At 70.6% G+C, this 22,284-nt stretch carries 19 protein-coding genes; 9 read left to right on the top strand and 10 right to left on the bottom strand.

The genetic code is table 11. The annotated features are described in order from the left end of the window. Positions 1 to 166 precede the first annotated feature (166 nt). The 3 genes from hemE to hemQ all read left to right on the top strand — a co-directional run bounded on the left by hemE (position 167) and on the right by hemQ (position 3,581). The gene (hemE, locus tag ABH935_RS24815) at positions 167 to 1,258 is read left to right on the top strand and encodes a uroporphyrinogen decarboxylase (protein ID WP_370380328.1); all 1,092 of its coding nucleotides are present in this window, start codon (positions 167 to 169) and stop codon (positions 1,256 to 1,258) included. 71 nt (positions 1,259 to 1,329) lie between these two features. Further along, positions 1,330 to 2,808 carry a protoporphyrinogen oxidase gene (hemG, locus tag ABH935_RS24810; protein ID WP_370380306.1) on the top strand — a complete coding sequence of 493 codons (1,479 nt, stop codon included), beginning with the start codon at positions 1,330 to 1,332 and terminating at the stop codon, positions 2,806 to 2,808. Between the two features lie 14 nt (positions 2,809 to 2,822). Continuing rightward, on the top strand, positions 2,823 to 3,581 hold the full coding sequence (gene hemQ, locus ABH935_RS24805; RefSeq protein ID WP_370380305.1) for a hydrogen peroxide-dependent heme synthase: 759 nt from the start codon (positions 2,823 to 2,825) through the stop codon (positions 3,579 to 3,581). 1 nt (position 3,582) lies between these two features. Here hemQ and ABH935_RS24800 read toward each other — a convergent pair whose 3' ends face one another. From ABH935_RS24800 to ABH935_RS24790, 3 genes are all read right to left on the bottom strand, one after another. Then, complete coding sequence (locus tag ABH935_RS24800; protein ID WP_370380304.1) at positions 3,583 to 3,900, bottom strand: DUF3761 domain-containing protein; 318 nt, start codon at positions 3,898 to 3,900, stop codon at positions 3,583 to 3,585. Positions 3,901 to 4,097: 197 nt separating this feature from the next. Further along, on the bottom strand, positions 4,098 to 4,790 hold the full coding sequence (locus ABH935_RS24795) for a response regulator (RefSeq protein WP_194921345.1): 693 nt from the start codon (positions 4,788 to 4,790) through the stop codon (positions 4,098 to 4,100). 189 nt (positions 4,791 to 4,979) lie between these two features. After that, complete coding sequence (locus ABH935_RS24790; protein WP_370380303.1) at positions 4,980 to 6,845, bottom strand: APC family permease; 1,866 nt, start codon at positions 6,843 to 6,845, stop codon at positions 4,980 to 4,982. A 140-nt stretch (positions 6,846 to 6,985) separates the two neighbouring features. On the opposite strand from ABH935_RS24790, the gene ABH935_RS24785 reads away from it, so the two are divergent. After that, complete coding sequence (locus ABH935_RS24785) at positions 6,986 to 7,363, top strand: DUF3592 domain-containing protein (protein ID WP_370380302.1); 378 nt, start codon at positions 6,986 to 6,988, stop codon at positions 7,361 to 7,363. A gap of 47 nt (positions 7,364 to 7,410) precedes the next feature. After that, positions 7,411 to 7,761: a VOC family protein gene (locus ABH935_RS24780; RefSeq protein WP_370380301.1), complete on the top strand. Its 351-nt coding sequence runs from the start codon at positions 7,411 to 7,413 to the stop codon at positions 7,759 to 7,761. Positions 7,762 to 7,783: 22 nt separating this feature from the next. Here the strand turns inward: ABH935_RS24780 and ABH935_RS24775 are convergent, their stop codons facing one another. The 5 genes from ABH935_RS24775 to kdpF all read right to left on the bottom strand — a co-directional run bounded on the left by ABH935_RS24775 (position 7,784) and on the right by kdpF (position 13,903). Then, the gene (locus ABH935_RS24775) at positions 7,784 to 9,127 is read right to left on the bottom strand and encodes a DUF2254 domain-containing protein (RefSeq protein WP_370380300.1); all 1,344 of its coding nucleotides are present in this window, start codon (positions 9,125 to 9,127) and stop codon (positions 7,784 to 7,786) included. A 192-nt stretch (positions 9,128 to 9,319) separates the two neighbouring features. Further along, positions 9,320 to 9,970, bottom strand: a complete 651-nt coding sequence (gene kdpC / locus ABH935_RS24770; protein ID WP_370380299.1) for a potassium-transporting ATPase subunit KdpC — start codon at positions 9,968 to 9,970, stop codon at positions 9,320 to 9,322. Between the two features lie 14 nt (positions 9,971 to 9,984). After that, entirely contained in the window at positions 9,985 to 12,129 is a 2,145-nt protein-coding gene (gene kdpB / locus ABH935_RS24765; RefSeq protein ID WP_370380298.1) for a potassium-transporting ATPase subunit KdpB, read from the bottom strand. Then, positions 12,129 to 13,814: a potassium-transporting ATPase subunit KdpA gene (gene kdpA, locus ABH935_RS24760; RefSeq protein WP_370380297.1), complete on the bottom strand. Its 1,686-nt coding sequence runs from the start codon at positions 13,812 to 13,814 to the stop codon at positions 12,129 to 12,131. Before kdpA ends, kdpB begins: the two co-directional genes overlap by 1 nt. Beyond that, on the bottom strand, positions 13,814 to 13,903 hold the full coding sequence (gene kdpF / locus ABH935_RS24755; RefSeq protein ID WP_194899130.1) for a K(+)-transporting ATPase subunit F: 90 nt from the start codon (positions 13,901 to 13,903) through the stop codon (positions 13,814 to 13,816). The genes kdpA and kdpF overlap by 1 nt, the downstream gene beginning before the upstream one ends. Before the next feature lie 281 nt (positions 13,904 to 14,184). On the opposite strand from kdpF, the gene ABH935_RS24750 reads away from it, so the two are divergent. Both ABH935_RS24750 and ABH935_RS24745 read left to right on the top strand, forming a co-directional pair. Next, positions 14,185 to 15,855 carry an amidohydrolase gene (locus tag ABH935_RS24750; protein ID WP_370380296.1) on the top strand — a complete coding sequence of 557 codons (1,671 nt, stop codon included), beginning with the start codon at positions 14,185 to 14,187 and terminating at the stop codon, positions 15,853 to 15,855. 141 nt (positions 15,856 to 15,996) lie between these two features. Continuing rightward, positions 15,997 to 16,587, top strand: coding sequence for a hypothetical protein (locus ABH935_RS24745; RefSeq protein ID WP_370380295.1), 591 nt, complete (start codon positions 15,997 to 15,999; stop codon positions 16,585 to 16,587). 74 nt (positions 16,588 to 16,661) lie between these two features. On the opposite strand, the gene lysA is transcribed toward ABH935_RS24745, so the two are convergent. Together lysA and ABH935_RS24735 are read right to left on the bottom strand one after the other, a co-directional pair. Further along, positions 16,662 to 18,038 carry a diaminopimelate decarboxylase gene (lysA, locus tag ABH935_RS24740; protein ID WP_370380294.1) on the bottom strand — a complete coding sequence of 459 codons (1,377 nt, stop codon included), beginning with the start codon at positions 18,036 to 18,038 and terminating at the stop codon, positions 16,662 to 16,664. 68 nt (positions 18,039 to 18,106) lie between these two features. Continuing rightward, the gene (locus tag ABH935_RS24735; protein WP_370380293.1) at positions 18,107 to 18,499 is read right to left on the bottom strand and encodes an SAV_915 family protein; all 393 of its coding nucleotides are present in this window, start codon (positions 18,497 to 18,499) and stop codon (positions 18,107 to 18,109) included. Positions 18,500 to 18,737: 238 nt separating this feature from the next. Between ABH935_RS24735 and ABH935_RS24730 the strand changes: the two genes are divergently transcribed. Together ABH935_RS24730 and ABH935_RS24725 are read left to right on the top strand one after the other, a co-directional pair. Then, entirely contained in the window at positions 18,738 to 21,410 is a 2,673-nt protein-coding gene (locus ABH935_RS24730; RefSeq protein WP_370380292.1) for an ATP-binding protein, read from the top strand. Continuing rightward, the gene (locus tag ABH935_RS24725; RefSeq protein WP_194922270.1) at positions 21,407 to 22,105 is read left to right on the top strand and encodes a response regulator; all 699 of its coding nucleotides are present in this window, start codon (positions 21,407 to 21,409) and stop codon (positions 22,103 to 22,105) included. The genes ABH935_RS24730 and ABH935_RS24725 overlap by 4 nt, the downstream gene beginning before the upstream one ends. Positions 22,106 to 22,284: the final 179 nt, after the last annotated feature.

Here is a 22,284-nt window from a genome sequence, read left to right as displayed (position 1 = left end):
GCGCGGGGCCGACGCGAAGTGCCGGCGCGGGGCGCGGGGCGCCGGCCATGCCGACGCCTCGTCGGGAACCGCCCGGAAAACAGCAAGACCCGGGCATCGGCCACCCCGGCGAACGTGCGACCATCAAAGGGTGACCGACGACAGGAGCGAAGCCGTGCATGACAGCGTGACCGTCACCGAGGTCCCGGGTCCGCGCGGCGAGGCCGCCCCGGGCGCGTCCCGCGGTGCCGCCCACGACAGCGACTTCCTGCGCGCCGCGCGGCGCGAGCCCGTCAGCCACACCCCGGTGTGGTTCATGCGCCAGGCCGGCCGCGCGCTGCCGGAGTACAAGAAGGTGCGCGCCGGGATCCCGATGCTGGACTCCTGCTTCCGGCCGGACCTGGTGACCGAGATCACGCTGCAGCCGGTGCGCCGCTACGGCGTGGACGCCGCCGTCTTCTTCAGCGACATCGTGGTGCCGCTCAAGGCGATCGGCGTGGACGTGGAGATCGTGCCGAACGTCGGCCCGGTGTTCGCGAACCCGGTCCGGGACTTCTCCGACCTGGACCAGATCCGTCCGCTGGACGCGGCCGCGGACTTCTCGTTCGTGGCCGAGGCGGTCGGGCAGCTGGTCGGCGAGCTCGGCGCGACCCCGCTGATCGGCTTCGGCGGCGCCCCGTTCACGGTGGCCAGCTATCTCATCGAGGGCGGGCCGTCGAAGAACCATGAGAAGACCAAGGCGATGATGCTCGGCGAGCCGGAGCTGTTCGCCGCGCTGCTGGACCGGCTGGCCGACCTGACCGCCGCGTTCCTGCGGGTACAGATCGAGGCCGGCGCGAGCGTGGTGCAGCTGTTCGACTCCTGGGCCGGCGCTCTGGCGCCGCGCGACTACGAGCGCTACGTCATGCCGCACAGCGCGAAGGTGCTGGCCGCGGTGGCCGATCTCGGCGTGCCGCGCATCCACTTCGGCGTCGGTACCGGCGAGCTGCTGCCGCTGATGGCGGGCGCGGGCGCGGACGTGATCGGCGTGGACTGGCGGGTACCGCTGGACGAGGCCTCGCGCCGCGTCGGGCCGGAGTACGCGGTGCAGGGCAACCTGGACCCGTCGGTGATGTTCGCGCCGTGGCCGGTGATCGAGACCCGGGTGCGCGAGATCCTCGCCGAGGGCGCGCGGACCCCGGGCCACATCTTCAACCTGGGACACGGTGTGACGCCGGACATGGACCCGGACCGGCTGACCCGGGTCGTCGAGCTGGTGCACGAGGCTTCAGCGCGCTGACGCCGGCGCGCAGGAACGGCACGGAAGGCACGGAAGGGGCCGCGGCGGTGGGCGCGACACAGGGGGCTGCGATGACCGGGCAGACAGCGTCTCAGGGTTCGACGTCGGGCCGCGGGCCCCGACCGGGACCGGGCACCGTGGCCGTGATCGGCGGTGGTGTCTCGGGGCTGGCGGCGGCCTGGTACGTGAAGCAGGCCCTGCCGGACGCGGCGGTGACGGTCTTCGAGGGCTCGCCGCGGCTCGGCGGCAAGCTTGCCGTCGCCGAGGTCGGCGGGGTCCGGGTGGACCTCGGCGCCGAGTCGATCCTGAACCGGCGGCCCGAGGCGGTCGATCTGGCGCGCGCCGTGGGCCTGGCCGACGACATCGTGCATCCGGCGACGGCCTCGGCCTCGGTCTGGAGCCGCGGCGAGCTGGTGCCGATGCCCAAGGGGCACCTGATGGGCGTCCCGGGCGATCCGAGCGTCCTGACCGGGCTGCTGTCGGCGGCCGGACTCAGGCGCGCCGAGGCGGGACCCGCGCTGCCGTCCCGCTCCCGGCTGCGCACCGAGGCCGAGACGGACGACATCGCGGTCGGCGGATACGTGGCCGAGCGGTTCGGGCGCGAGGTCGTGGACCGGCTGGTCGAGCCGCTGCTCGGCGGGGTCTACGCGGGCCACGCGGACGAGATCTCGTTGCGCGCCGCGGTTCCGGCGCTGGTGCCCGCGTTCGAGTCGGGCCAGCCGCTGGACGAGGCGGTGTCGAAGATCCTGGCCGCGCAGGCCGGGGCGGCCAGTCCCAAGCCGGTGTTCGCGGGCATCCGTGGCGGCGTGGGACGGTTCCCGGCCGCGCTGACAGAGTCCTGCGAGAGCGTGGGCGTCACGATCCGGCGCGAGACGATGGTCAGGGAACTGACTCGGACCGCCGAGGGCTGGCGGCTGGTCTCCGGTCCGGTGCCGTCGCCGGTGGCGCACGAGTTCGACGCGGTGATCGTGGCGGTGCCGGGCGCTCCGGCCGCGCGGTTGCTGAAGGACGCCGCGCCGGCTGCGGCCGCGGAGCTCTCAGGGATCGAATACGCCTCGGTCGCGCTGGCCACATTCGTGTTCGACGACGCGGCGCTTCCCGCCGGGAGCGGCTTCCTCGTACCGCCGGCGGACGGACGGTTCATCAAGGCTTCGACGTTCTCCAGCGTCAAGTGGTCGTGGCTCGGCGAGTCCGGCAAGACGGTGGTGCGGGCGTCGGTGGGACGGCATCGCGAGACGGCCGATCTGCAGCGTGAGGACGGCGAGCTGGCGGCGTTGGCGCTGGCCGACGTCCGGACCGCGATCGGCGAGCCGGACGCGATCGGCGAGCCCGTCGACTGGCACGTGCAGCGCTGGGGCGGCGGGCTTCCGCAGTACGCGGTCGGGCATGTGGCGCGCGTGGAGCGGATCCGCTCGGCGGTGGCGGCGCAGCCGGGGCTGGCGGTGTGCGGGGCGGCCTACGACGGCGTCGGGATCGCGGCGTGCGTCGCCTCGGCGCTCCGCGCGGCGCGGGAAATCAGTGCCGGGCCGCAGAGCCCGGAACACCCATAAGGAAGAATGGCGACATGAGCGACAGCGGTAACGAAACCCAGGACGAGCGCCCCGGTGGTGTGGTCAGCAGCGTCCGCATCGGCAAGCGCGCGGTGGAGCTGAACGAGGTCACGCGCTACGCGCTGTGGAGCGTGTTCAAGGTGCGGCAGGACCTGCCGGCCTCCGACGACGCGCGCGCCGACCTCGCCGCCGAGGTGGAGACCCTGTTCGAGGCGCTGGCCAAGGACGACGTGGTGGTGCGCGGGAGCTACGACGTGGCCGGCTTCCGGCACGACGCCGACTTCATGTTCTGGCTGCACGCCGAGACCTCCGACGCGTTGCAGGACGCCTACCAGCGCTTCCGCCGCACGGCGTTCGGCCGCCTGACCGAGCCGGTGTGGTCCCAGATGGCGCTGCACCGCCCGGCGGAGTTCAACAAGAGCCACGTCCCGGCGTTCGTCGCCGACGAGACGCCGCGCGGCTACATCGCGGTGTACCCCTTCGTCCGCGGCTACGAGTGGTACCTGCTGGAGGACGCCGAGCGCCGCCGCCTGCTCGCCGAGCACGGGATGATGTCGCGCGAGTACCCGGACGTGCGGGCGAACACGGTGCCGTCGTTCGCGCTCGGCGACTACGAGTGGATCCTGGCGTTCGAGGCCGACGCGCTGGACCGGATCGTGGACCTGATGCGGCACCTGCGCGGGTCGGAGACCCGGCGGCACGTGCGCGAGGAGGTGCCGTTCTACACCGGGAAGCGGCGCTCGATCGCGGAGATCGTCGCGGCGCTGCCGTAAGTCAGTAGTACCAGACCTCGACGCCGCTGTGGTGCGAACACGTGCCCTGCGGCGTCGTGCTGTAGCTGTAGGTGCCGTCGTGGCACAGGGCGCCGGCGCCGCTCGGATGGGGTTGGCCGGCGCCGCAGGTGGCCGTGCCCTCGTCGATGGTCGCGTGGTGCATGCAGGTCGCGGCCTCGGTGGTCGGCGCGGGCGGCGGCGCGGTGGTGTGCGAAGGCGGTGCGGCGGCCGAGCTGGTCGGTACGGTGTGCGTCGCCGACGACATCGGTACCGCGACCGCCGTGTGCGTGCTCGACGGGGTGGTCGTGCTGGTACTCATGCTCTGCGAAACGCTCACCTGCGCCAGCGCAACGCCGAACCTGAGGTCGTCGACTGCAGGCCGCTGTCGAAACCGTGATCGCGCACGCTAAAACCAGCGTCCACCTGTGGCGGTGCATGGGGTTCCCCTCCCGAAGAGCCGGCGTGGGTGGCCGGCTGGGAGAAGGCAAGTATCAAGACACGCAATCAGGACCGGTATCAGGGCACGAACCGATACCCGGTCCCGTACTCCGTCATCAGATGCCGCGGGTTCTGCGGGTCGTCCTCCAGCTTGCGCCGCAGCCGCGCCATGTGGAACCGCAGGTAACCGGCCTCGCCGGTGTGGCTGTTCCCCCACACGTCCGCCAGCAGGCGCGCGGTGCTCACCAGCTGCCCGGGGTGCCGCAGCAGGATCTCCAGCAGCGCCCACTCGGTTCGCGTCAGGCGGACCGGGTCGCCCTCGCGGGCCACGCTGTGCGCCACCAGGTCGATGTCGCAGCTGCCCAGGCGGACCGAGCTGGTCTCCGCGCCGGCGACGCCGGCGTTGGCCTGCTGGTGGCGGCGGATCACGGCGCGCAGCCGGGCCAGCAGCTCCTCCATGGCGAAGGGCTTGGTCACGTAGTCGTCGGCGCCGGCGTCGAGCGCGTGGATCTTCTCCTGCGGGTCGGCGCGGCCGGACAGGACCACGATCGGGACCGTGGTCCAGCCGCGCAGTCCCAGGATCACTTCGACCCCGTCCATGTCCGGCAAGCCGAGGTCCAGCAGGACCGCGTCCGGCAGCCGGCGGGCCGCGCAGGCCAGCGCGTCGACGCCGTTGGCCGCCGTCTCGACCTCGTAGGTCCGGGACTTCAGGTTGATGCGCAGGGCGCGCAGGATCTGCGGCTCGTCGTCGACGACCAGGATGCGGGTCACTGGCTCCCTCAGTTCTCGTCAGAAGTCGGGCACTCGTGACAAGTCAACAGTCCCGATGCGCCGCCCGGGGCTTGTGCTCGCGCGATGCAAACGCCGGCCGGCTCGATGCAAATGGCCGCCCCGCGCTCAAGTCCGACGGCGGAGACGGTCCGGCGCCCATTCAACCAGGCCGGTCGGCGTCGCACGGGTTCACCACCCCTTGATGTGGAATCGCATGCGGCACACGATCGCCTCGGTATGGCGGCGGATCGCGCGGTCCAGCACAACGCCGCGCTGGTTGTGCAGCAGCCGGTGCCACGCGCGGCGCGGTTCGACCTCGGGGATCAGGACCATGATGCGCTCGAAGCCGCCGGGCGAGGCCGGGGCGGTGGCCGCCAGCCGGTTCAGGTAGTCGACCATCGGCCGGGTCAGCGAGCGCTTGTGGGTGGTCAGCACCTCCAGCGGGACGTCCGGCTGCCAGGCGTGCCATTCGGCCTGCAGGCGCTCGCACTCGGCCGCGTCGTCCTCGTCGGAGTAGCGGACGGTCACCGCGATGACGCCGTCACCCAGCGAGAGCGCCGCGGACATCGCCTCCTGAGTCAGCCGGGACACCGCGCCGACCGGCACGATCACCAGCGCCTGCTGCTCCACGGCCGGCGCGGGCTTGTGGCCCAGACCCAGCACCTCCCCGACGATCCGGTAGGCCTTGTACACCCGCAGGAAGCCCAGGACCAGCAGCGGCACGATCACCACGACCAGCCAGCCGCCTTCGGTGAACTTCGAGACCAGCTCGATCACCAGCGCCGCGAACGTCAGCACCGCGCCGGTGCCGTTGATCGCCGCGCGGCCCCGCCACCCCGGACCACGCTCGCGCCGCCAGTGCCGGACCATGCCGACCTGGGAGATGGTGAAGCCGATGAAGACACCGATCGCGAACACCGGGACCAGGGTCTGGGTGTCGCCCTTGGCGACGGCCAGCAGAACCGCCGCCAGGCCGGCCAGGATCAGCACGCCCCAGCGGTAGACCTGGCGGTCGCCGCGCAGGGCGAACACGTGCGGGGCGTAGTTGTCGCGGGCCAGCAGGCTGGTGAGCACCGGCATGCCGCCGAAGGACGTGTTCGCGGCCAGGGCCAGCAGGATCATGGTGACGAACTGGACCCCGAAGAAGGCCGCGTTGTGGCCGAGCGCGGCGTCGGTGAGCTGGGCCAGGACGGTCTTGGAGGGGTCCGGGGCGACGTGGAACTTGCGGATCAGGAGCGCCAGGCCGATCAGCATCAGACCGAGCAGCGCGCCGAGCGCGGACTCCGTGCGCTGGGCGCGCTTGACGCGGGGCTTGCGGAACGTCGGCACGGCGTTGGCGATGGCCTCCACGCCGGTCAGCGCGCTACAGCCGGAGGCGAACGCCTTGAGCAGCAGCAGGACACCGACGCTCTCGGCGCTCCCGGCGGCCACGACGTGCCCGGAGGGGATCGTCGCGGGGTGGGAGCGGAACAGGCCGAACAGGATGACGGCGAAGATCGCGACGATGAACAGCACGGTCGGGACGATGAACGCCTTCGCCGACTCCGCGACGCCGCGCAGGTTGATGCCGGTGATCAGCACCAGGACGGCCAGGCACAGCCAGACCCGGTCGCCGTAGAGCGAGGGGTAGGCGCTGGTGAGCGCGGCGACGCCGGCGGAGACCGAGACCGCGACGTTCAGGACGTAGTCGATGATCAGGCTGGCCGCCGCGACCAGGGCGACGTTCTTCCCGAGGTACTTGCCGGCCACCGCGTAGGCGCCGCCGCCCTCGGGGAAGGCCGCGATCACCTGGCGGTAGGAGAACGTCAGGAAGCCCAGCAGGGCGGCGATCGCGAGCGTGACCGGGAGGGTGAAGCCCAGGCCGTGCGCGCCGGCCACGGCCAGGACCACGACGATCGCCTCGGGGCCGTAGGCGACCGAGGCCAGGGCGTCCAGGGAGAGCGCGGCCAGGCCCTGGGAGACGGTGAGGCGGTCGTGCTCCCGCTCGGCCTCGCGGGCCGGGGCGGTCGGGTCGTCGGCCACGAGTGCTTCGCGGCCGGCTCCATGCGCTGTCACTGGCGTTCCCCTCAAGACGTGTGACGTGGGTCGATGCTCTCCACCTTGACATCCGGCGAGGGGACGAAACGGACAGGTGTCGTTTGCATGCCGCTTGCGTTGCACGACGCGCCCGGCCGTGCCGGGCTACCGTGGAGGACGTGGTGGTCCTCGGCTGCGTGCTGCTACTCGGCGGCCTGATCGCGCTCCTGGCCGGGGCGCTGGATCTGCGCTGGCGCCGACGCGTGCGGACCGACGGCGTGGCGGTTTTCGCCCGGATAGTCGATCGCCCGCTCGGCCCCGAGGACTCCCCCGACGGCTACCGGCCGATCCTGGCGTTCACCACCGAGGACGGCCGCCCGATGGAGGTCTTCTCGCCGCGCCGGGTGCAGGGCGAGGCGGTGCTGGTGCACTACGACCCGGCGGATCCGGCGCAGGTGGTGGTGTTCGGGTCGCGGGGGCGGGCGGACGTGGCTTTCGTGGTCGCCGGGGTGGTGGCTTGTGTGGGGGCTGTGGTGGGGATGGTGTTGGCGCCTTGAGCCTTAATGCCTTCGAGTATCTGGGCTCGGGCTTCTAGGCTCGGCGCATGGCCAGTGTCATCAAGAACGTGTCCTTCGACGCGCACGACGCGCTCATGTTGGCGCGGTTCTGGGCGGAGGCGCTCGGATCGGACGTGGACGAGGACTCGACGCCGGAGAAGGCGTTCGTCGAGGCGGCGGGCTGGGGCGGGCCGAACATCTGGTTCACGCGCGTGCCGGAACCGAAGACGGCGAAGAACCGCATGCACTTCGACCTGCGCGCGCCGGGCGCGATGGCGGACGAGGTGCGGCGGCTGGAGGCACTCGGCGCCACGGTGCTGCGGCGCGGGGCGGCGATCACGACGATGGCCGATCCGGAGGGGAACGAGTTCGATGTGGAGCCGGGGCCTGCTGCATAGCGGTACGGCAGGGCGTAGAACTCTAATTCGGCGTCGAAGGTGCGCTGCCCGCGAGCCGGATCACCGTGTCGTAGCGCCGCAGCACGTCCTCCCGGTCCGCCTTCTCCGGCACCGTCTCCAGACACAGGGTCCTGATCATCTCGGCCTGCTCAAGTAACACCGTGCGCTGCTCCGGCAGCGGCGCCTGCTCCAGGATCTCGGTCAGGGCGTCGAGTTGGCGGATCATCACCGCGGGCATGCCGGCGGCGGCCTGGCGCACCTTCTCGAAGGCGCGCTGCACCAGGCGGTCGAAGGTGGTCTGCGTCGTGATGACGCGGATGTAGCCCTGGGCGTCGCGGTGGATCTGCTCCGGGTGCCAGCGCAGGGCGATCTCGCGCAGGCTGTCGCCGATCCAGTCGATGCACGTCAGCGCCGTGAAGGTGTCGTTGACCGCCGGTGACAGGGCCCTGATGGCGATCTCGACCAGCTGGTCGATGCCGAAGGAGATGTCCTGCGACAGACTCCGGTACGGCCCGCTCAGGTGCGCCCGCTGCAGCGCCCGGGCCACGCTCGGCGCCGCGTCGGCCGGCCAGACCACCGCCATCGTGCGGCCGTTGACCAGGAAGTGGCCCGGCCGTTGCAGCAGGCGGATCACCGAGTTCGTGGACGTCGCGATGCGCACCAGCGTCGAGTGCCGGACGTACTGCAGGTAGCCGGACTCCGTCGCCTTCACCTCCCCCGGCTGCTCCGCCATCCGCGCCAGCAACTCGGCGGCCGACAACCCGCGCTCGGGGCGGCGGCCGGCCGAGGACGGTGCCGCCTCGGCCGCGATCGCCTTCGCCACGTCGGCCGCGATCGAGGCGATCACCTGCGGGAGCTGGATCTGCACCGCGATGTGGTGGATGAAGTACAGCAGCACCGCCAGGTCCAGCACGACCAGGATCAGCGTCGTGGTGATGGACACGTGAGGGACGAAGTCGCCGTGCGGGCCGGGACTGATCGCGATCAGCGCGAGGATCGAGTAGACGAACGTCGCCACGAACGTCCCGAGCGTCCACTGCGTCCCGCGGTCGCGCATGAAGTTGCGCAGCATCCGCGGCCCGAACTGGGTCGAGGCCAGGGTCAGGGCCACGATCACGACCGAGAACACCACCCCGATCACGGTGATCACGGCCGCCGCGATGGTGGTGAGGATCTGCCGGGCGGCGTCGGCGGTACCGCTGATCACCCAGGACGGGAGCTTGATGCTGCCGTGGTAGGCGGCCCGGTCGACGCCGACGGTGATCACGAACAGCAGGACCGCGCCGAAGACCTCCAGCATCGGGACCAACCACAGGTTGGTGCGCAGCGCCTCGCGGCGCCACTCGGAGCGGAAGTCCAGTCGCATGGCAGAGTCCTGGGGGCAGCGCGGATGAGATGCCGACCAGACTTCCCGGCTCACCTGGACTGATTCTATCGGCTGGATCACCGCCCACCGGAAGGATCACGAGAACGCAGACGGCGGGCCGGCACGCCCCCGCGCGTGCCGATCCCGCCGTCCTCTCGTCGCAGTCCCTGCCGGGCCCGGACCCGGCCGGCCTCAGCTCTTGGCCGCCGCGACCGGGTGCTCCTTGTCCAGCGCCAGATTCAGGGTCACCACGTTGACGTACTTCTCGCCCAGGAAGCCCAGGGAGCGGCCGGTGGTGTTGTCCTTGACCAGCTGGTCGACGGTCGCCGTGTCGAGGCCGCGCGCCTTGGCCACCGAAGCGGCCTGGTCGTCGGCGTTCTCCACGGAGATCCCCGGGTCCATGCCGGAGGCCGAGGCGGTCACCGCGTCCTCGGGCACCTTGGTCGGGTCGATGTTGTACGCCTTGGCGTACGAGGCGATCCGGCCCTCGATGGTGTTCTTCAGCGTGGCGCTGTCGGTGCCCAGGTTGGACCCGCCGGAGTAGCTGTAGTTGCAGCCGGGGTCGCTGGAGTTGGACGGGTTGGTGGCATTGGACGGCCGGGTCTGGAAGTACTGCGGCAGCGCGTTGCCGGACTTGTCCACGTACTGCTGGCACAGCAGCGACGAGCCGACGACCTTGCCAGAGGCGTCCTTGATGAGCGAGCCGTTGGCCTTGTCCTTGAAGGCGAGTTGCGCGATCCCGGTGACCAGCAGGGGGTAGGCGATGCCCAGGATGACCGTGAACACCACCATCGCGCGGATCGCCGCCAGGTGCCGCCTCAGCGGCGCGGAGATGCGTGACATGATTCCTTACTTCCTTACCGGATTCCGGGGATGTACATGACGATCAGGTCGATCAGCTTGATCCCGACGAACGGCAGCGCCAGACCGCCCAGGCCGTAGATCCACAGGTTGCGGCGCAGCAGTGCGGAGGCCGAGGACGGCTTGTACTGCACGCCGCGCAGCGCCAGCGGGATCAGGCCGATGATGATCAGCGCGTTGAAGATGATGGCGCTGGTGATCGCCGACTTCGGCGAGTGCAGCCCCATGATGTTCAGCACGTGCAGGCCCGGGTAGACCACCGAGAACATGGCCGGGATGATCGCGAAGTACTTCGCGACGTCGTTGGCGATGGAGAAGGTGGTCAGCGCGCCGCGGGTGATGAGCAGCTGCTTGCCGATCTCGACGATCTCGATCAGCTTGGTCGGGTTGGAGTCCAGGTCCACCATGTTCCCGGCCTCCTTGGCGGCCGAGGTGCCGGTGTTCATGGCCACGCCGACGTCAGCCTGCGCGAGCGCCGGGGCGTCGTTGGTGCCGTCGCCGGTCATCGCGACCAGCTTGCCGCCCTCCTGCTCCTTCTTGATCAGCGCCATCTTGTCCTCGGGCGTCGCCTCGGCCAGGAAGTCGTCGACCCCGGCCTCCTCGGCGATGGCCTTGGCGGTCAGCGGGTTGTCACCCGTGATCATGACGGTCTTGATGCCCATCGCCCGCAGTTCGGCGAAGCGCTCGCGGATGCCTTCCTTGACGACATCCTTGAGGTGGATGACGCCCAGGGTCCGGGCCGGCTGGCCGGGCGCGTGCTCAGCGACGACCAACGGGGTGCCGCCAGCCGCAGAGATGGCGTCCACCAGGGAGCCGACTTCATCTGTCGGGTGTCCGCCGTTGTCGCGGACCCACTTCATCACCGCGGCCCCGGCGCCCTTACGGACTTCCCGGCCGTCGTGCAGGTTCACTCCGGACATCCGGGTCTGCGCGGTGAACGGCACGAACTCCGCACCGGTCAGCTCGCCCTGGTGCCGCTCGCGTAGCCCGTAGCCGGTCTTGGCCAGCACCACGATGGAGCGGCCCTCGGGTGTCTCGTCGGCCAGCGACGAGAGCTGTGCCGCGTCGGCCAGCGCGTCCTTGTCCACCCCGGCGACCGGGACGAACTCGGAGGCCTGCCGGTTGCCCAGGGTGATGGTGCCGGTCTTGTCCAGCAGCAGGGTGTTGATGTCGCCGGCGGCTTCCACCGCGCGTCCGGACATCGCCAGCACGTTGCGCTGGACGAGGCGGTCCATGCCGGCGATGCCGATCGCGGAGAGCAGCGCGCCGATCGTGGTCGGGATCAGCGCCACCAGCAGCGAGACCATGACGACCAGCGACTGTGCGGCGCCGGCCCAGGTGGCCATCGGCTGCAGGGTGACCACGGCGAGCAGGAAGACGATCGTCAGCGAGGCCAGCAGCACGTTCAGCGCCAGCTCGTTCGGCGTCTTCTGCCGGTTCGCGCCCTCGACCAGGTTGATCATCCGGTCGATGAAGGTCTCGCCGGGCTTGGACGTGATCTTCACGACGATCCGGTCGGACAGCACCTTGGTGCCGCCCGTGACCGCGGACCGGTCGCCGCCGGACTCCCGGATCACCGGGGCCGACTCGCCGGTGATCGCCGACTCGTCCACCGAGGCCACGCCCTCGACGACGTCCCCGTCGCCGGGGATGACCTGGCCAGCTTCGACGACCACGTAGTCGCCGAGCTTCAGCTCGGTGCCGGGGACCTCAGTGACCTCGCCAGAGACGCCGACCGCACCGGAGACACCGGGAGTCCAGGACGCCAGGCGCCGCGCGACGGTCGTGGTCTTGGCCTTGCGCAGGGTGGCGGCCTGCGCCTTGCCGCGGCCCTCGGCCACCGCCTCCGCCAGGTTGGCGAACACCACGGTCAGCCACAGCCAGATGGTGATCACCCAGGCGAACACCGAGGGCTTGGTGATGGCCTCGTACGTGGTCAGCGCGGAGCCGACCTCGACGACGAACATCACCGGGTTCTTCATCATGACCCGGGGGTCGAGCTTCTTCAGGGCGTCCGGAAGCGACTTCCAGAGCATCTTCGGGTCGAGGAACCCACCGCCCACGCGGTGCGGTTCGCCGCCCGGCTTATGCTGCGGGGCCCGCGGCGCGGGGGCAGCTTCAGTCAGAGTGTTGCTTGACATCAGTGCAGTCCTTCAGCGAGCGGCCCGAGCGACAGGGCCGGGAAGTAGGTGAGGCCGACCACCAGCAGGACGGTGCCCAGCAGCATCCCCGCGAACAGCGGCGAGGCGGTCTTGAGCGTGCCCTCGGTCTCCGGCACCGGCTTCTGCTTGGCCAGCGACCCGGCCAGCGCCAGCACCCAGATCATCGGCAGGAACCGGCCGAACATCATGGCCAGCGCGCCGGCGGTGTTCCACCAGTGGGTGTTGCCGGACAGGCCGCCGAAGGCCGAACCGTTGTTGTTGCCCATCGAGGTGAAGGCGTACAACACCTCGCTGAAGCCGTGTGGAGATGGACTGCCGTTGGGCCCCAGGTTGCCGCTGCTGATCGAGGCTGTCTCGCCCTTCAGCGCCATGGCCAGACCGGTGAAGATCAGTACCACGGCGGGGGTGGTCAGGATGTACAGCGCCGCGTACTTCATCTCGGCCGGGCGGATCTTCTTGCCCAGGTACTCCGGCGTGCGGCCGACCATCAGACCCGCGATGAACACGGTGACGATGGCCAGGATCAGCATGCCGTAGAGCCCCGAGCCGGTGCCGCCGGGCGCGATCTCGCCGAGCATCATGTTGAACATGGCCGCACCGCCGCCGAACGGCGAGTACGAGTCGTGCCAGGAGTTGACGGCGCCGGTCGAGGTCAGCGTCGTACTGGTCATGAACAGGGTCGAGGCTGGAATGCCGAACCTGGTCTCCTTGCCTTCCAGCGCGGCATGGCCGTCGGCCAGGTTGATGCCGTGGTGGTGCACCTCGAAGAACGTCGAGAAGGCCAGCGAACCGATCCAGATGATCGCCATGACCGACAGGATCGTGTAGCCCTGCTTGTGCGAGCCGACCATCTTGCCGAACGTCCGCGGCAGTGCGAAACCGATGACCAGCAGCAGGTAGATCTCGATCAGGTTCGTGAACGAGGAGGGGTTCTCGAACGGATGCGCGCTGTTGGCGTTGAAGATGCCGCCGCCGTTGGTGCCGAGCTCCTTGATGACCTCCTGGCTGGCGGTCGCGCCGGTGTACAGGCTCTGGTCGCCGTTGAGCGTGTGCACCACGGTCAGGTGGCTGGACAGCTCCTGCGTGGCCCCGCACGCGACCAGGACGATCGCGAAGACGATCGAGAACGGCAGCATCAGGCGGATCAGCACCCGGGTGAGGTCCACCCAGAAGTTGCCCAGCCGGTCGGTCTTGCTGCGCGTGAAGCCGCGGATCAGGGTCGCGACCACGGCGATGCCGACCGAAGCCGACACGAAGTTCTGCACCGCCAGGCCCGTCGCCTGCGCGACGTAGCCCAGCGTGTTCTCGCCGGCGTAGTTCTGCCAGTTGGTGTTGGTGACGAACGACGCGGCCGTGTTGTAGGCCAGGTCGGCATTCATCTTCGGCATGCCCAGCGCCATCATCAGGTGGTGCTGGACCCGCAGCAGCAGGTACAGGAGCAGGACCCCGACGGCGGAGATGGCGAAGACGGAACGCAGGTACGTGCCCCAGGTCTGGTCCGCCTCGGAATCCACGCCCATCGTCTTGTACAGGACCTTCTCCACCCGAAGATGCTTCTTCGAGGTGAGAATGTGCGCCATGTAGTCCCCCAGCGGCCGGTAGGACACGGCCAGCAGGAGGACCAGGGCGGCGACTTGGAGCAAGCCGGCCCAGGTGTCCGACATCAGAACTTCTCCGGGAGGATCAGGGCCGCTATGAGGTAGCCGACCAGCAGGACCGACACGATCAGGCCGATGATGTTCTCAGCGCTCAAGACGCTCGACCCCCTTGATGATCAACGCGAGAAGGGCGAAGAACGCGATCGTGATCCCGACGAAAATCACGTCGGCCATCAGGTGCTCCTTGGATTCGAGGACGGGGTTACGCAGATCAGTGAAGCCGCCGGGAGCGCGCGTGCCGGGTGCGCAAGCGCGATGCAAACGGACCCGGCACGGATGCGCACACGGCCCAAACATGCAGGTCCGTAGTCGCTCAATTACTATCCGTGAAGTGCCTGTTCCTGACTTTCCGTGAGACATCAGGTGAGTGCAAACCATGAGCGACATACCGGTGATCCGGCACGCTGATCTGATCTTGCGCGGCGGCCGTGTGCACACGCTGGACGCCGCGGACACCGTCGTTTCTTCGGTGGCCGTGACCGACGGGGTCGTCGCGGCGGTCGGCGACGACCGGGAGACCGCGGCGCTGCTCGGCCCCGACACGGAGGTGCGGGACCTGGAAGGCCGCACGGTCGTTCCCGGTCTGCACGACTCGCACCTGCACCTGGCCGAGGCCAGCAACAGCTGGAACCTGCAGGTGCGCTGGGACGGCGTGCCGTCCCTGGCCGACGCGCTTCGGCTGCTGGCGGTCCGGGCCGCCGAGTCCGTGCCCGGCCAGTGGGTGCGGGTGCTCGGCGGCTGGTCCGACGCCCAGTTCGCCGAGCACCGGCTGCCCACGCTCGCGGAGATCGAGTCGGTGTCGGGGGACGTGCCGGTGCTGGTGGTCTTCCTGGACACCGCTGCTTTCCTGAATCGAGCCGCGCTGCGAGCCCTGGGCTACGACAAGTCCACGCCGGACCCGCCCGGCGGCGAGATCCAGCGGGACGCGTCCGGGAACCCCACCGGGCTGCTCATCGCCAAGCCGAGCCCGGCGGTGCTGGCGCTGGCCATGGCCGGGGCGCCGCGGCTGGCGCCGGACGAGCGGCTGAACTCCACGCGCCGGTTCCTGGGCGAGCTGAGCCGGCGCGGGGTGACCGGCGTGATCGACGCCGGGGTGACTGATGTCGGGGCGAGCGGCGTCGGGGCGGTCGGCGTCCCGGACTGCCACGACGCGCTGCGGACACTGCGCGCGCAGAACCGGCTGTGCGTGCGGACGGCGCTGAACGTATCCGCCTCCCGGCCCGGCGAGGAGCGCGATGAGCTGGCCGCGCTGCTCCAGGGCCTGAACTTCGGCGGCGACGACATGCTGTGGTTCAACGGGGTCGGCGAAGGCTTGGCGCTGGACGGCCTGGACTTCTCGAACTTCGCGGAGCCGCGTCCGGAGTTGCCCGGCGCCCTGGGACGGCACCTGGAACCGGTGGTGCGGCTGCTGGTGCAGAACCGGTGGCCGTTCAGCTTCCACGCCACCTTCGACGAGACGATCGTCCGCTTCCTCGGGGTGCTGGAGACGGTGAACCACGACATCCCCTTCGACGGGCTGCGCTGGGCCGTGGAGCACGCCGAGACCATCCGGCCGCAGACCATCGACCGGGTGGCGGCGCTCGGCGGCGGGATCACGGTGCAGCACCGGATGGCCTACCGGGGCGAGCGGTTCCTCAAGCGCTACGGCCCCGAGGCGGCCCGGCACGTGCAGCCGGTGATGGAGATGCTGACCCGCGGCGTGCCGGTCGGCGGCGGCACCGACGGCACCTGGCTGGCCGGCGCCAACCCCTGGGGCGCACTGCACTGGTTCACGACCGGCACCACCCTCGGCGGCCTAGAGATGTGGCGTCCGGAGGACCGGCTGGACCGCACGCTGGCGCTGCGGCTGTTCACCGGCGGCAGCGCATGGTTCACCGGCGAGCAGCGGCTGCGCGGCGCGCTGGAGCCGGGGATGCTCGCTGACCTCGCGGTGTTGTCCGCGGACTACTTCAGCGTTCCCGAGGCCGAGCTGGCCGACCTGGAATCGGTGTTGACCGTGGTCGGGGGCAAGGTCGTGTACGAGGGCGGCCCGTACGCAGCGCGGTGAGGTGAGACGCAGACGGATCGGTGGGTTTTCGACCGCGAATCACGTGGTTCTACGGGTTCGCGGCCGGGCGGCACTGCCTAGCGTTGTCGATGCCCCACCGAGGGGAGTGGGGCATTCACAAGCATGTGGGGGGATCCATCAATGCACTGTCGTCGATTCGCGGCAGCGGCCGCAGTCATCGCGCTGCCTTTCGCGCTGACCGCCTGTTCGTCGAGCGGGAAAAGCGGGGACGGGCCGCTCGGGGCTCTCGGGCAGAAGACCGTTCAGCTGAACCAGCCGACGGCGCCCAGCACTCCGAAGAACGCTCCGACCCCGACGTCGCAGAACACTGCCGACACTCCGGGCGCGGACAGCACGACTTCCGGATCGGACTCGGAGACCACGGCCTCCGGATCGGACTCGAACCCGACATCCGCGTCGGATACGCACAGCTACGTCGCGTCCTCGGCGTTCTGTGCGGACGTGGCCAAGGCCACCGACGACTCGGCCAAGATGGACTCGGGCGACACCAGTGTCACCAACGCGATCGCCGTGAAGGACGTGGACACCGCCCTCGCCGACGCCCCCGGCCCGGTCAAGGCAGACATGCAGATCATCGACAACGCCGTCCACGCCGACGCCGCGAACGGCCAGCCCGCCGACCCGGCCTCGACGAAGTCCAACAACCCGCAGGCCGACGCGGCGGCGGACCGCCTTCTCAGCTGGGCCTCCGCCAACTGCAAGTTCCAGTAGGCCGGCGCCCGTGGATCAGGGGCCGTATGCGCCGCGGTGAAGCGCATACGGCCCGACTTCAAGGAGACCCGGCGCTACAGACTCACATCGCGCGCCTGCAGGTCCTCCAGCGTCTCGCGCCGTATCAGGACCCTGGCGACGCCGTCGCGGACCGCGATCACCGGGGGCCGGCAGACCTGGTTGTAGGTCGAGGCCATCGAGTGCTGGTAGGCGCCGGTGCACGGGACCGCGAGCAGGTCGCCGGGGCGCAGGTCGGCGGGCAGCGGCAGGTCGTGCGCGAGGACGTCGCCGGCCTCGCAGTGCCGGCCGACCACGGTCATCGGCTCGGTCGGGGCCGCGGAGGCGCGGCCGATGAGGCGGGCGGTGTAGGCCGAGCCGTAGAGGGCCGGGCGCGGGTTGTCGCTCATGCCGCCGTCGACCGCGACGAAAGTCCTGACACCGGGAATGCGCTTCATCGTGAGCACCCGGTACAGGGTCACGCCTGCCTTGGCCACGATCGCGCGGCCGGGCTCGACGGTCAGCTCGGGCACCGGCAGCCGGTGCTGCCGGCAGGCCTTGGCGATCACGGTGCGGACCGTGCGCGCGTACAGGTCCAGATCGAAGTCCGGGTCGCCGTCGCGGTAGCCGACCGCGTGGCCGCCGCCGAGGTCGAGTTCGGGGACGGTGACGCGGTACTCGTCGCGGATCCACGCCATCAGCGCGATCAGGCGGCGGGCGGCCTCGGCGAAGACGTCGACGGAGGTGATCTGGCTGCCGAGGTGGCAGTGCAGGCCGGCGAGTTCCAGGGCGGGTTTGTCGGCCAACTGCCAGTGCAGTACTTGGCGGACAGCGTCGGCCGCCGCGCCGGTGGACAGGGAGAACCCGAACTTCTGGTCCTCGACGCCGGTCGCGACCGCCTTGTACGTGTGGGCGTCGATGCCCGGGGTGACGCGGATCAGCACCTTCTGCGGGCGACCCGCGTGCGCGGCGACCGCGAGCTGCGTGATCTCGTACGTCGAGTCCACCACGACGCGCCCGACGCCGTAGGCCAGCGCGTCCTGCACGTCGCGCGGCGTCTTGGCGTTGCCGTGCAACACGATGCGCTCGGGCGGGAAGCCGACGTGGCGGGCCAGCGCGAGCTCGCCGCCGGAGCAGACGTCCAGCGACAGTCCCTCGGCCTCGATCCAGGTGATCATCGCGCGGCAGAGGAAGGCCTTGCCGGCATAGGCGATCTCAGCTTCGGGCAGAGCGGCACGATAGGCCCGGGCCCGGGCGCGCACGTCGGCCTCGTCCAGGACGTAGGCGGGAGTGCCGTAGGTCGCGGCGATCTCCGCCAGCCGGACGCCGCCGACCGCCAGATCCTCCTCACCGGTGGCAGTGGGTGAAGAAGGGGTCTTCGTCGGGGTCGCCAGGCCGGTCGTGGTCAGCGGCCACGGAGTCGTCTCGGCGGACGACAGCAGTCGGTTCGTCATCGCAGTCGCAATCGTCGGTGGGGCAGCCGCAGAACCAGACCTGCGGCGCGGACTCGGTGGAATGATGTTCAGTGAGCATGGCGGGCCGCCAGGCGGATGCGCGCGCCGGCGCGGCGGCGCGTGGGAGCGATGGCTTGGAGGGCCACCAGCGGCTTCGGCGCGATGGCGACCGTGGCGCGCTCGGGGGCGAACGGGACGGCGTCCACACGGGTCTCCTCGGCGCCAGCCTCGGCGAACATGAAGCGCGCGACCCGCGTGTTCAGCGGGATCCAGCTCTGTTCGGGCCCGAACACCGCAGCCAGCGCGGCCTCGCAGGTGAACGCGAGCCCGACCCGGCGGCCGTCGGGAAGGCGGCCGGTGCGCACGGCGGTCGAGCCGCAACGGCTCGACCGAACGGGGACCAGCAGCAGGCGCCGGTCGTCCTCGGTCCGTTCGTCGGGCTCCAAAACAGTGGTGTCCATGGTGTGCTCCCTTCCTGCTTCCGAAGGTAGGAGCCTGAAACCCCCTCCGGCAGAGCCGCCAACATGATCCAAGCGGCCCGGAGCCGGATGCCCACGGCTCGCAAGCAGCCTTGTGAACGCGATCACGATGCAGGTCCGGGCCCCAATCGCAAACGCGATGCAAACGCCGGCGGTTATCCACTCGTTCGCGCACGTGGGACGATCAGTGCGTGGCTGTGGCGACTGAGGTGAAGGTGCGATGAGCGCACGCGGCAAGCTGCGCGTCTACCTGGGTGCGGCCCCCGGCGTGGGCAAGACCTACCACATGCTCGACGAGGCCCAGCGGCGCGCCGAGCGGGGCGGCGACGTCGTCGTGGGCTTCGTGGAGACCCACGACCGGCCGCACACCCAGGCGATGCTGGACGGCCTGGAGATCGTGCCGCGCCGCCGGATGGAGTACCGCGGCGCGGAGTTCGAGGAGATGGACATCGACGCCATCCTGGAGCGGCGTCCGACCGTGGTGCTCATCGACGAGCTCGCGCACACCAACATCCCCGGCTCGCGCAACGCCAAGCGCTGGCAGGACGTCGAGGAGCTGCTGGCGGCCGGGATCGACGTCATAGCGTCGGTCAACGTCCAGCACCTGGAGTCGCTGAACGACGTCGTGCAGAAGATCACCGGCGTGCCGCAGCGGGAGACCGTGCCGGACGAGGTGGTGCGCGCCGCCGACCAGATCGAGCTGATCGACATGGCCCCGGAGGCGCTGCGCCGCCGGATGGCGCACGGCAACATCTACAAGCCGGAGAAGATCGACGCCGCGCTGTCCAACTACTTCCGCCCCGGCAACCTCGGCGCGCTGCGCGAGCTGGCGCTGCTGTGGGTGGCCGGCCGCGTGGACGAGGCGCTGCAGCGCTACCGCGACCAGCACGGCATCGACAAGGTCTGGGAGACCCGCGAACGGATAGTGGTGGCGCTGACCGGCGGGCCGGAGGGCTCCACGCTGATCCGCCGCGGCGCGCGCATCGCGCAGCGGGTCGGGGCCAAGGGCTCGGACCTGCTGGCCGTGCACGTGGCCCGCTCCGACGGCCTGACCGGCGCCTCGCCGGCGCTGCTGGCCGAGCAGCGCGACCTGGTGGAGTCCCTGGGCGGGACCTTCCACTCGGTGGTCGGCGACGACATCCCGAACGCGCTGTTGCAGTTCGCGCGCGCCGAGAACGCCACGCAGCTGGTGATAGGCGTGTCGCGGCGCGGCCGGGTGGAGCGGTTCCTGGGCGGCTACGGCATCGGCGAAACCGTGGTGCAGCAGTCCGGCGACATCGACGTGCACATGGTCACGCACGAGAAGTCCGCGGCCGACCAGAGCCGCTGGACCTGGATCCGGCGGGTGCTTCGGCAGCCGGAGACCGGACCGCGCTGGTGGGGGCCGGTGGCCGGGCTGATCGTGCCGATCGTGCTGACCATGGTGCTGGCGCAGCTGCGCTCCGAGCTGAAGCTGACCAACCAGGTGCTGATCTTCCTGGCCGGGGTGGTCGCGGTGGCACGCCTGGGCGGCCTGCTGTCGGCGTTCTTCGCCTCGCTGACCGCCTCGCTGCTGCTGAACTACTACTTCATCCAGCCGTTCTACCGGCTGACCATCAGCGATCCGCAGAACATCCTGGCGCTGGTGGTGTTCGCACTGGTGGCGCTGATCGTGGCCTCGGTCGTGGACTTCGCCTCGCGGCAGGAGCGGCGCGCCGGGAAGGCCTCGGCGGAGGCCGAGACGCTCTCGGAGCTGGCGCGCTCGGTGCTGCGCGGCGACGAGGCCATCGGGGCGCTGCTGGGCCGGTTCCGGGAGACCTTCGGCATGGACTCGGTGGCGCTGCTGGAGCGCGTCGACCCGACCGCCCCGGTGCTGCCGGACGACGTCGACGACGCCGACGCGTGGCGGATCGTGGCGGCCACCTCGGGCGGCAGCGAGCTGCCGTGCCGCACGCCCGGCGAGGGCGACGTGATGGTGCACGCCGGTCCCGACGCGATGCTGGTGCTGCGCGGGCGCGCGCTGCCGGCCGCCGACCAGCACGTGCTGACCGCGTTCGCGGCGCAGGCGGCGGTGGCGCTGGAGCGCTCGCGGCTGGCCCGGCAGGCCGCCGCGGCGGCGCCGCTGGCGGCCGCGGACAAGATGCGCACGGCGCTGCTGGCCGCGGTCTCGCACGACCTGCGCACGCCGCTGTCGGCGGCCAAGCTGTCGGTGGCCTCGCTGCGCGACACCTCGGTGGAGTGGTCCGAGGAGGACCGGGCCGAGCTGCTGGCCGGCGCCGAGGAGTCGCTGGACCGGCTCTCGCGGCTGGTGGAGAACCTGCTGGACATGAGCCGGCTGCAGGCCGGGGCGCTGAACCTGCACATGGAGGACGTGGCGATCGAGGACGTCGCGGCGATGGCGCTGGACAGCCTCGGACTGGGCATCGACCGCTCGCGGGTGGAGGTCCGGGACCTGAGCGGCGTGCAGGAGGTGGAGGCCGACCCGGTGCTGCTGGAGCGGGCCGTGGCGAACCTGATCGCGAACGCGCTCAAGCACGGGGCCGAGGGCCGCTCGGTGCTGCTCACCGCCTCGGAGCTGGGCGGACGGGTGGAGCTGCGGGTGGCCGACCGGGGGCCGGGGATCCGGCCGGAGGACTGGGAGCGGATCTTCACGCCGTTCCAGCGTCTCGGGGACCGGGACAACACGACGGGGGTGGGGCTGGGGTTGGCATTGTCCCGGGGGCTGGTGGAGGCCATGGGTGGGACGCTGACGCCGGAGGAGACGCCGGGCGGGGGGATGACGATGGTGGTTTCGCTGCCGGCCGCGGGGACGACGCAGGATGCGGAGTCGCAGGGGTCGTCTGATCCAATGTCGGAATCCGCGTCAGACTCCCTGTCGGACGTGTCCGCCGGCGCTGAGGAGCCCGCTCGATGATCAAGGTCTTGGTGGTCGACGACGAACCGCAGCTGCTGCGCGCGCTGCGGATCAATCTGACCGCGCGCAAGTACGAGGTGGTCACCGCCGTCGACGGCACCTCGGCGCTGGCCATCGCCGCCCGCACGCTGCCCGACCTGGTGGTGCTGGACCTGGGCCTGCCCGACCTGGACGGGGCCGAGGTGATCAAGGGGCTGCGGGGCTGGACGGAGGTGCCGATCGTGGTGCTCTCCGGGCGTGCCGACGCCTCGGACAAGGTGGAGGCCCTGGACGCCGGGGCCGACGACTACCTGACCAAGCCGTTCTCGATGGAGGAGCTGCTGGCCCGGCTGCGGGTGGCGCGGCGCCACGCCGACCGCAACGCGCCGAAGGCGGCGGTGCAGCGGGTCGGGGACTTCGACGTGGACGTGGCCTCGCACACCGTGACGCGGATCGCCGAGGCGCCGGAGACGGTGCCGCCGACCGTGCACCTGACGCCCACCGAGTGGGGCATCGTCGAGGTGCTGCTGAAGAACGCCGGGCGGCTGGTGTCGGCGCGGCAGCTGCTCACCGAGGTGTGGGGGCACGGGTACGAGAACGACACGCCGCTGCTGCGGTTCCACTTCACGAAGCTGCGGCGGAAGCTGGAGCGGGAGCCGTCGCGGCCGGCGCACCTGTTGACGGAGCCGGGGATGGGGTATCGGTTCCAGCCCTGATTCAGGGTCCGCGCGGGCTGATCCGCCAGAAATTGTCCTGCTATACGCATATTGACACACCTGGCGCCACCCTTGCGGGGAACATTCCAGGTCAACCGCCAGACCTCCACTGGTCCGACGATTGGACGCCCGGTCACATAATGCGCCATCGGTAGGAACTGACGGCGCGCCGGACATAA

The organism is Catenulispora sp. GAS73 (genome assembly GCF_041262085.1).
In the GTDB taxonomy this organism is placed as follows: Bacteria; Actinomycetota; Actinomycetes; order Streptomycetales; family Catenulisporaceae; genus Catenulispora.
Note: the sequence above shows the minus strand (reverse complement) of the source record. Positions and strands in the feature narration are given on the sequence as shown.

Coding starts and splice junctions, on each gene's coding strand:
- ABH935_RS24800 (WP_370380304.1), bottom strand. CDS start 3,900: ATGAGTACCAGCACGACCACCCCGTCGAGCACGCACACGGCGGTCGCG.
- kdpB (WP_370380298.1), bottom strand. CDS start 12,129: ATGTCAAGCAACACTCTGACTGAAGCTGCCCCCGCGCCGCGGGCCCCG.
- ABH935_RS24725 (WP_194922270.1), top strand. CDS start 21,407: ATGATCAAGGTCTTGGTGGTCGACGACGAACCGCAGCTGCTGCGCGCG.
- ABH935_RS24750 (WP_370380296.1), top strand. CDS start 14,185: ATGAGCGACATACCGGTGATCCGGCACGCTGATCTGATCTTGCGCGGC.
- ABH935_RS24735 (WP_370380293.1), bottom strand. CDS start 18,499: ATGGACACCACTGTTTTGGAGCCCGACGAACGGACCGAGGACGACCGG.
- ABH935_RS24775 (WP_370380300.1), bottom strand. CDS start 9,127: ATGCGACTGGACTTCCGCTCCGAGTGGCGCCGCGAGGCGCTGCGCACC.
- lysA (WP_370380294.1), bottom strand. CDS start 18,038: ATGACGAACCGACTGCTGTCGTCCGCCGAGACGACTCCGTGGCCGCTG.
- ABH935_RS24780 (WP_370380301.1), top strand. CDS start 7,411: ATGGCCAGTGTCATCAAGAACGTGTCCTTCGACGCGCACGACGCGCTC.
- kdpA (WP_370380297.1), bottom strand. CDS start 13,814: ATGTCGGACACCTGGGCCGGCTTGCTCCAAGTCGCCGCCCTGGTCCTC.
- hemG (WP_370380306.1), top strand. CDS start 1,330: ATGACCGGGCAGACAGCGTCTCAGGGTTCGACGTCGGGCCGCGGGCCC.
- ABH935_RS24745 (WP_370380295.1), top strand. CDS start 15,997: ATGCACTGTCGTCGATTCGCGGCAGCGGCCGCAGTCATCGCGCTGCCT.
- kdpC (WP_370380299.1), bottom strand. CDS start 9,970: ATGTCACGCATCTCCGCGCCGCTGAGGCGGCACCTGGCGGCGATCCGC.
- hemQ (WP_370380305.1), top strand. CDS start 2,823: ATGAGCGACAGCGGTAACGAAACCCAGGACGAGCGCCCCGGTGGTGTG.
- ABH935_RS24730 (WP_370380292.1), top strand. CDS start 18,738: ATGAGCGCACGCGGCAAGCTGCGCGTCTACCTGGGTGCGGCCCCCGGC.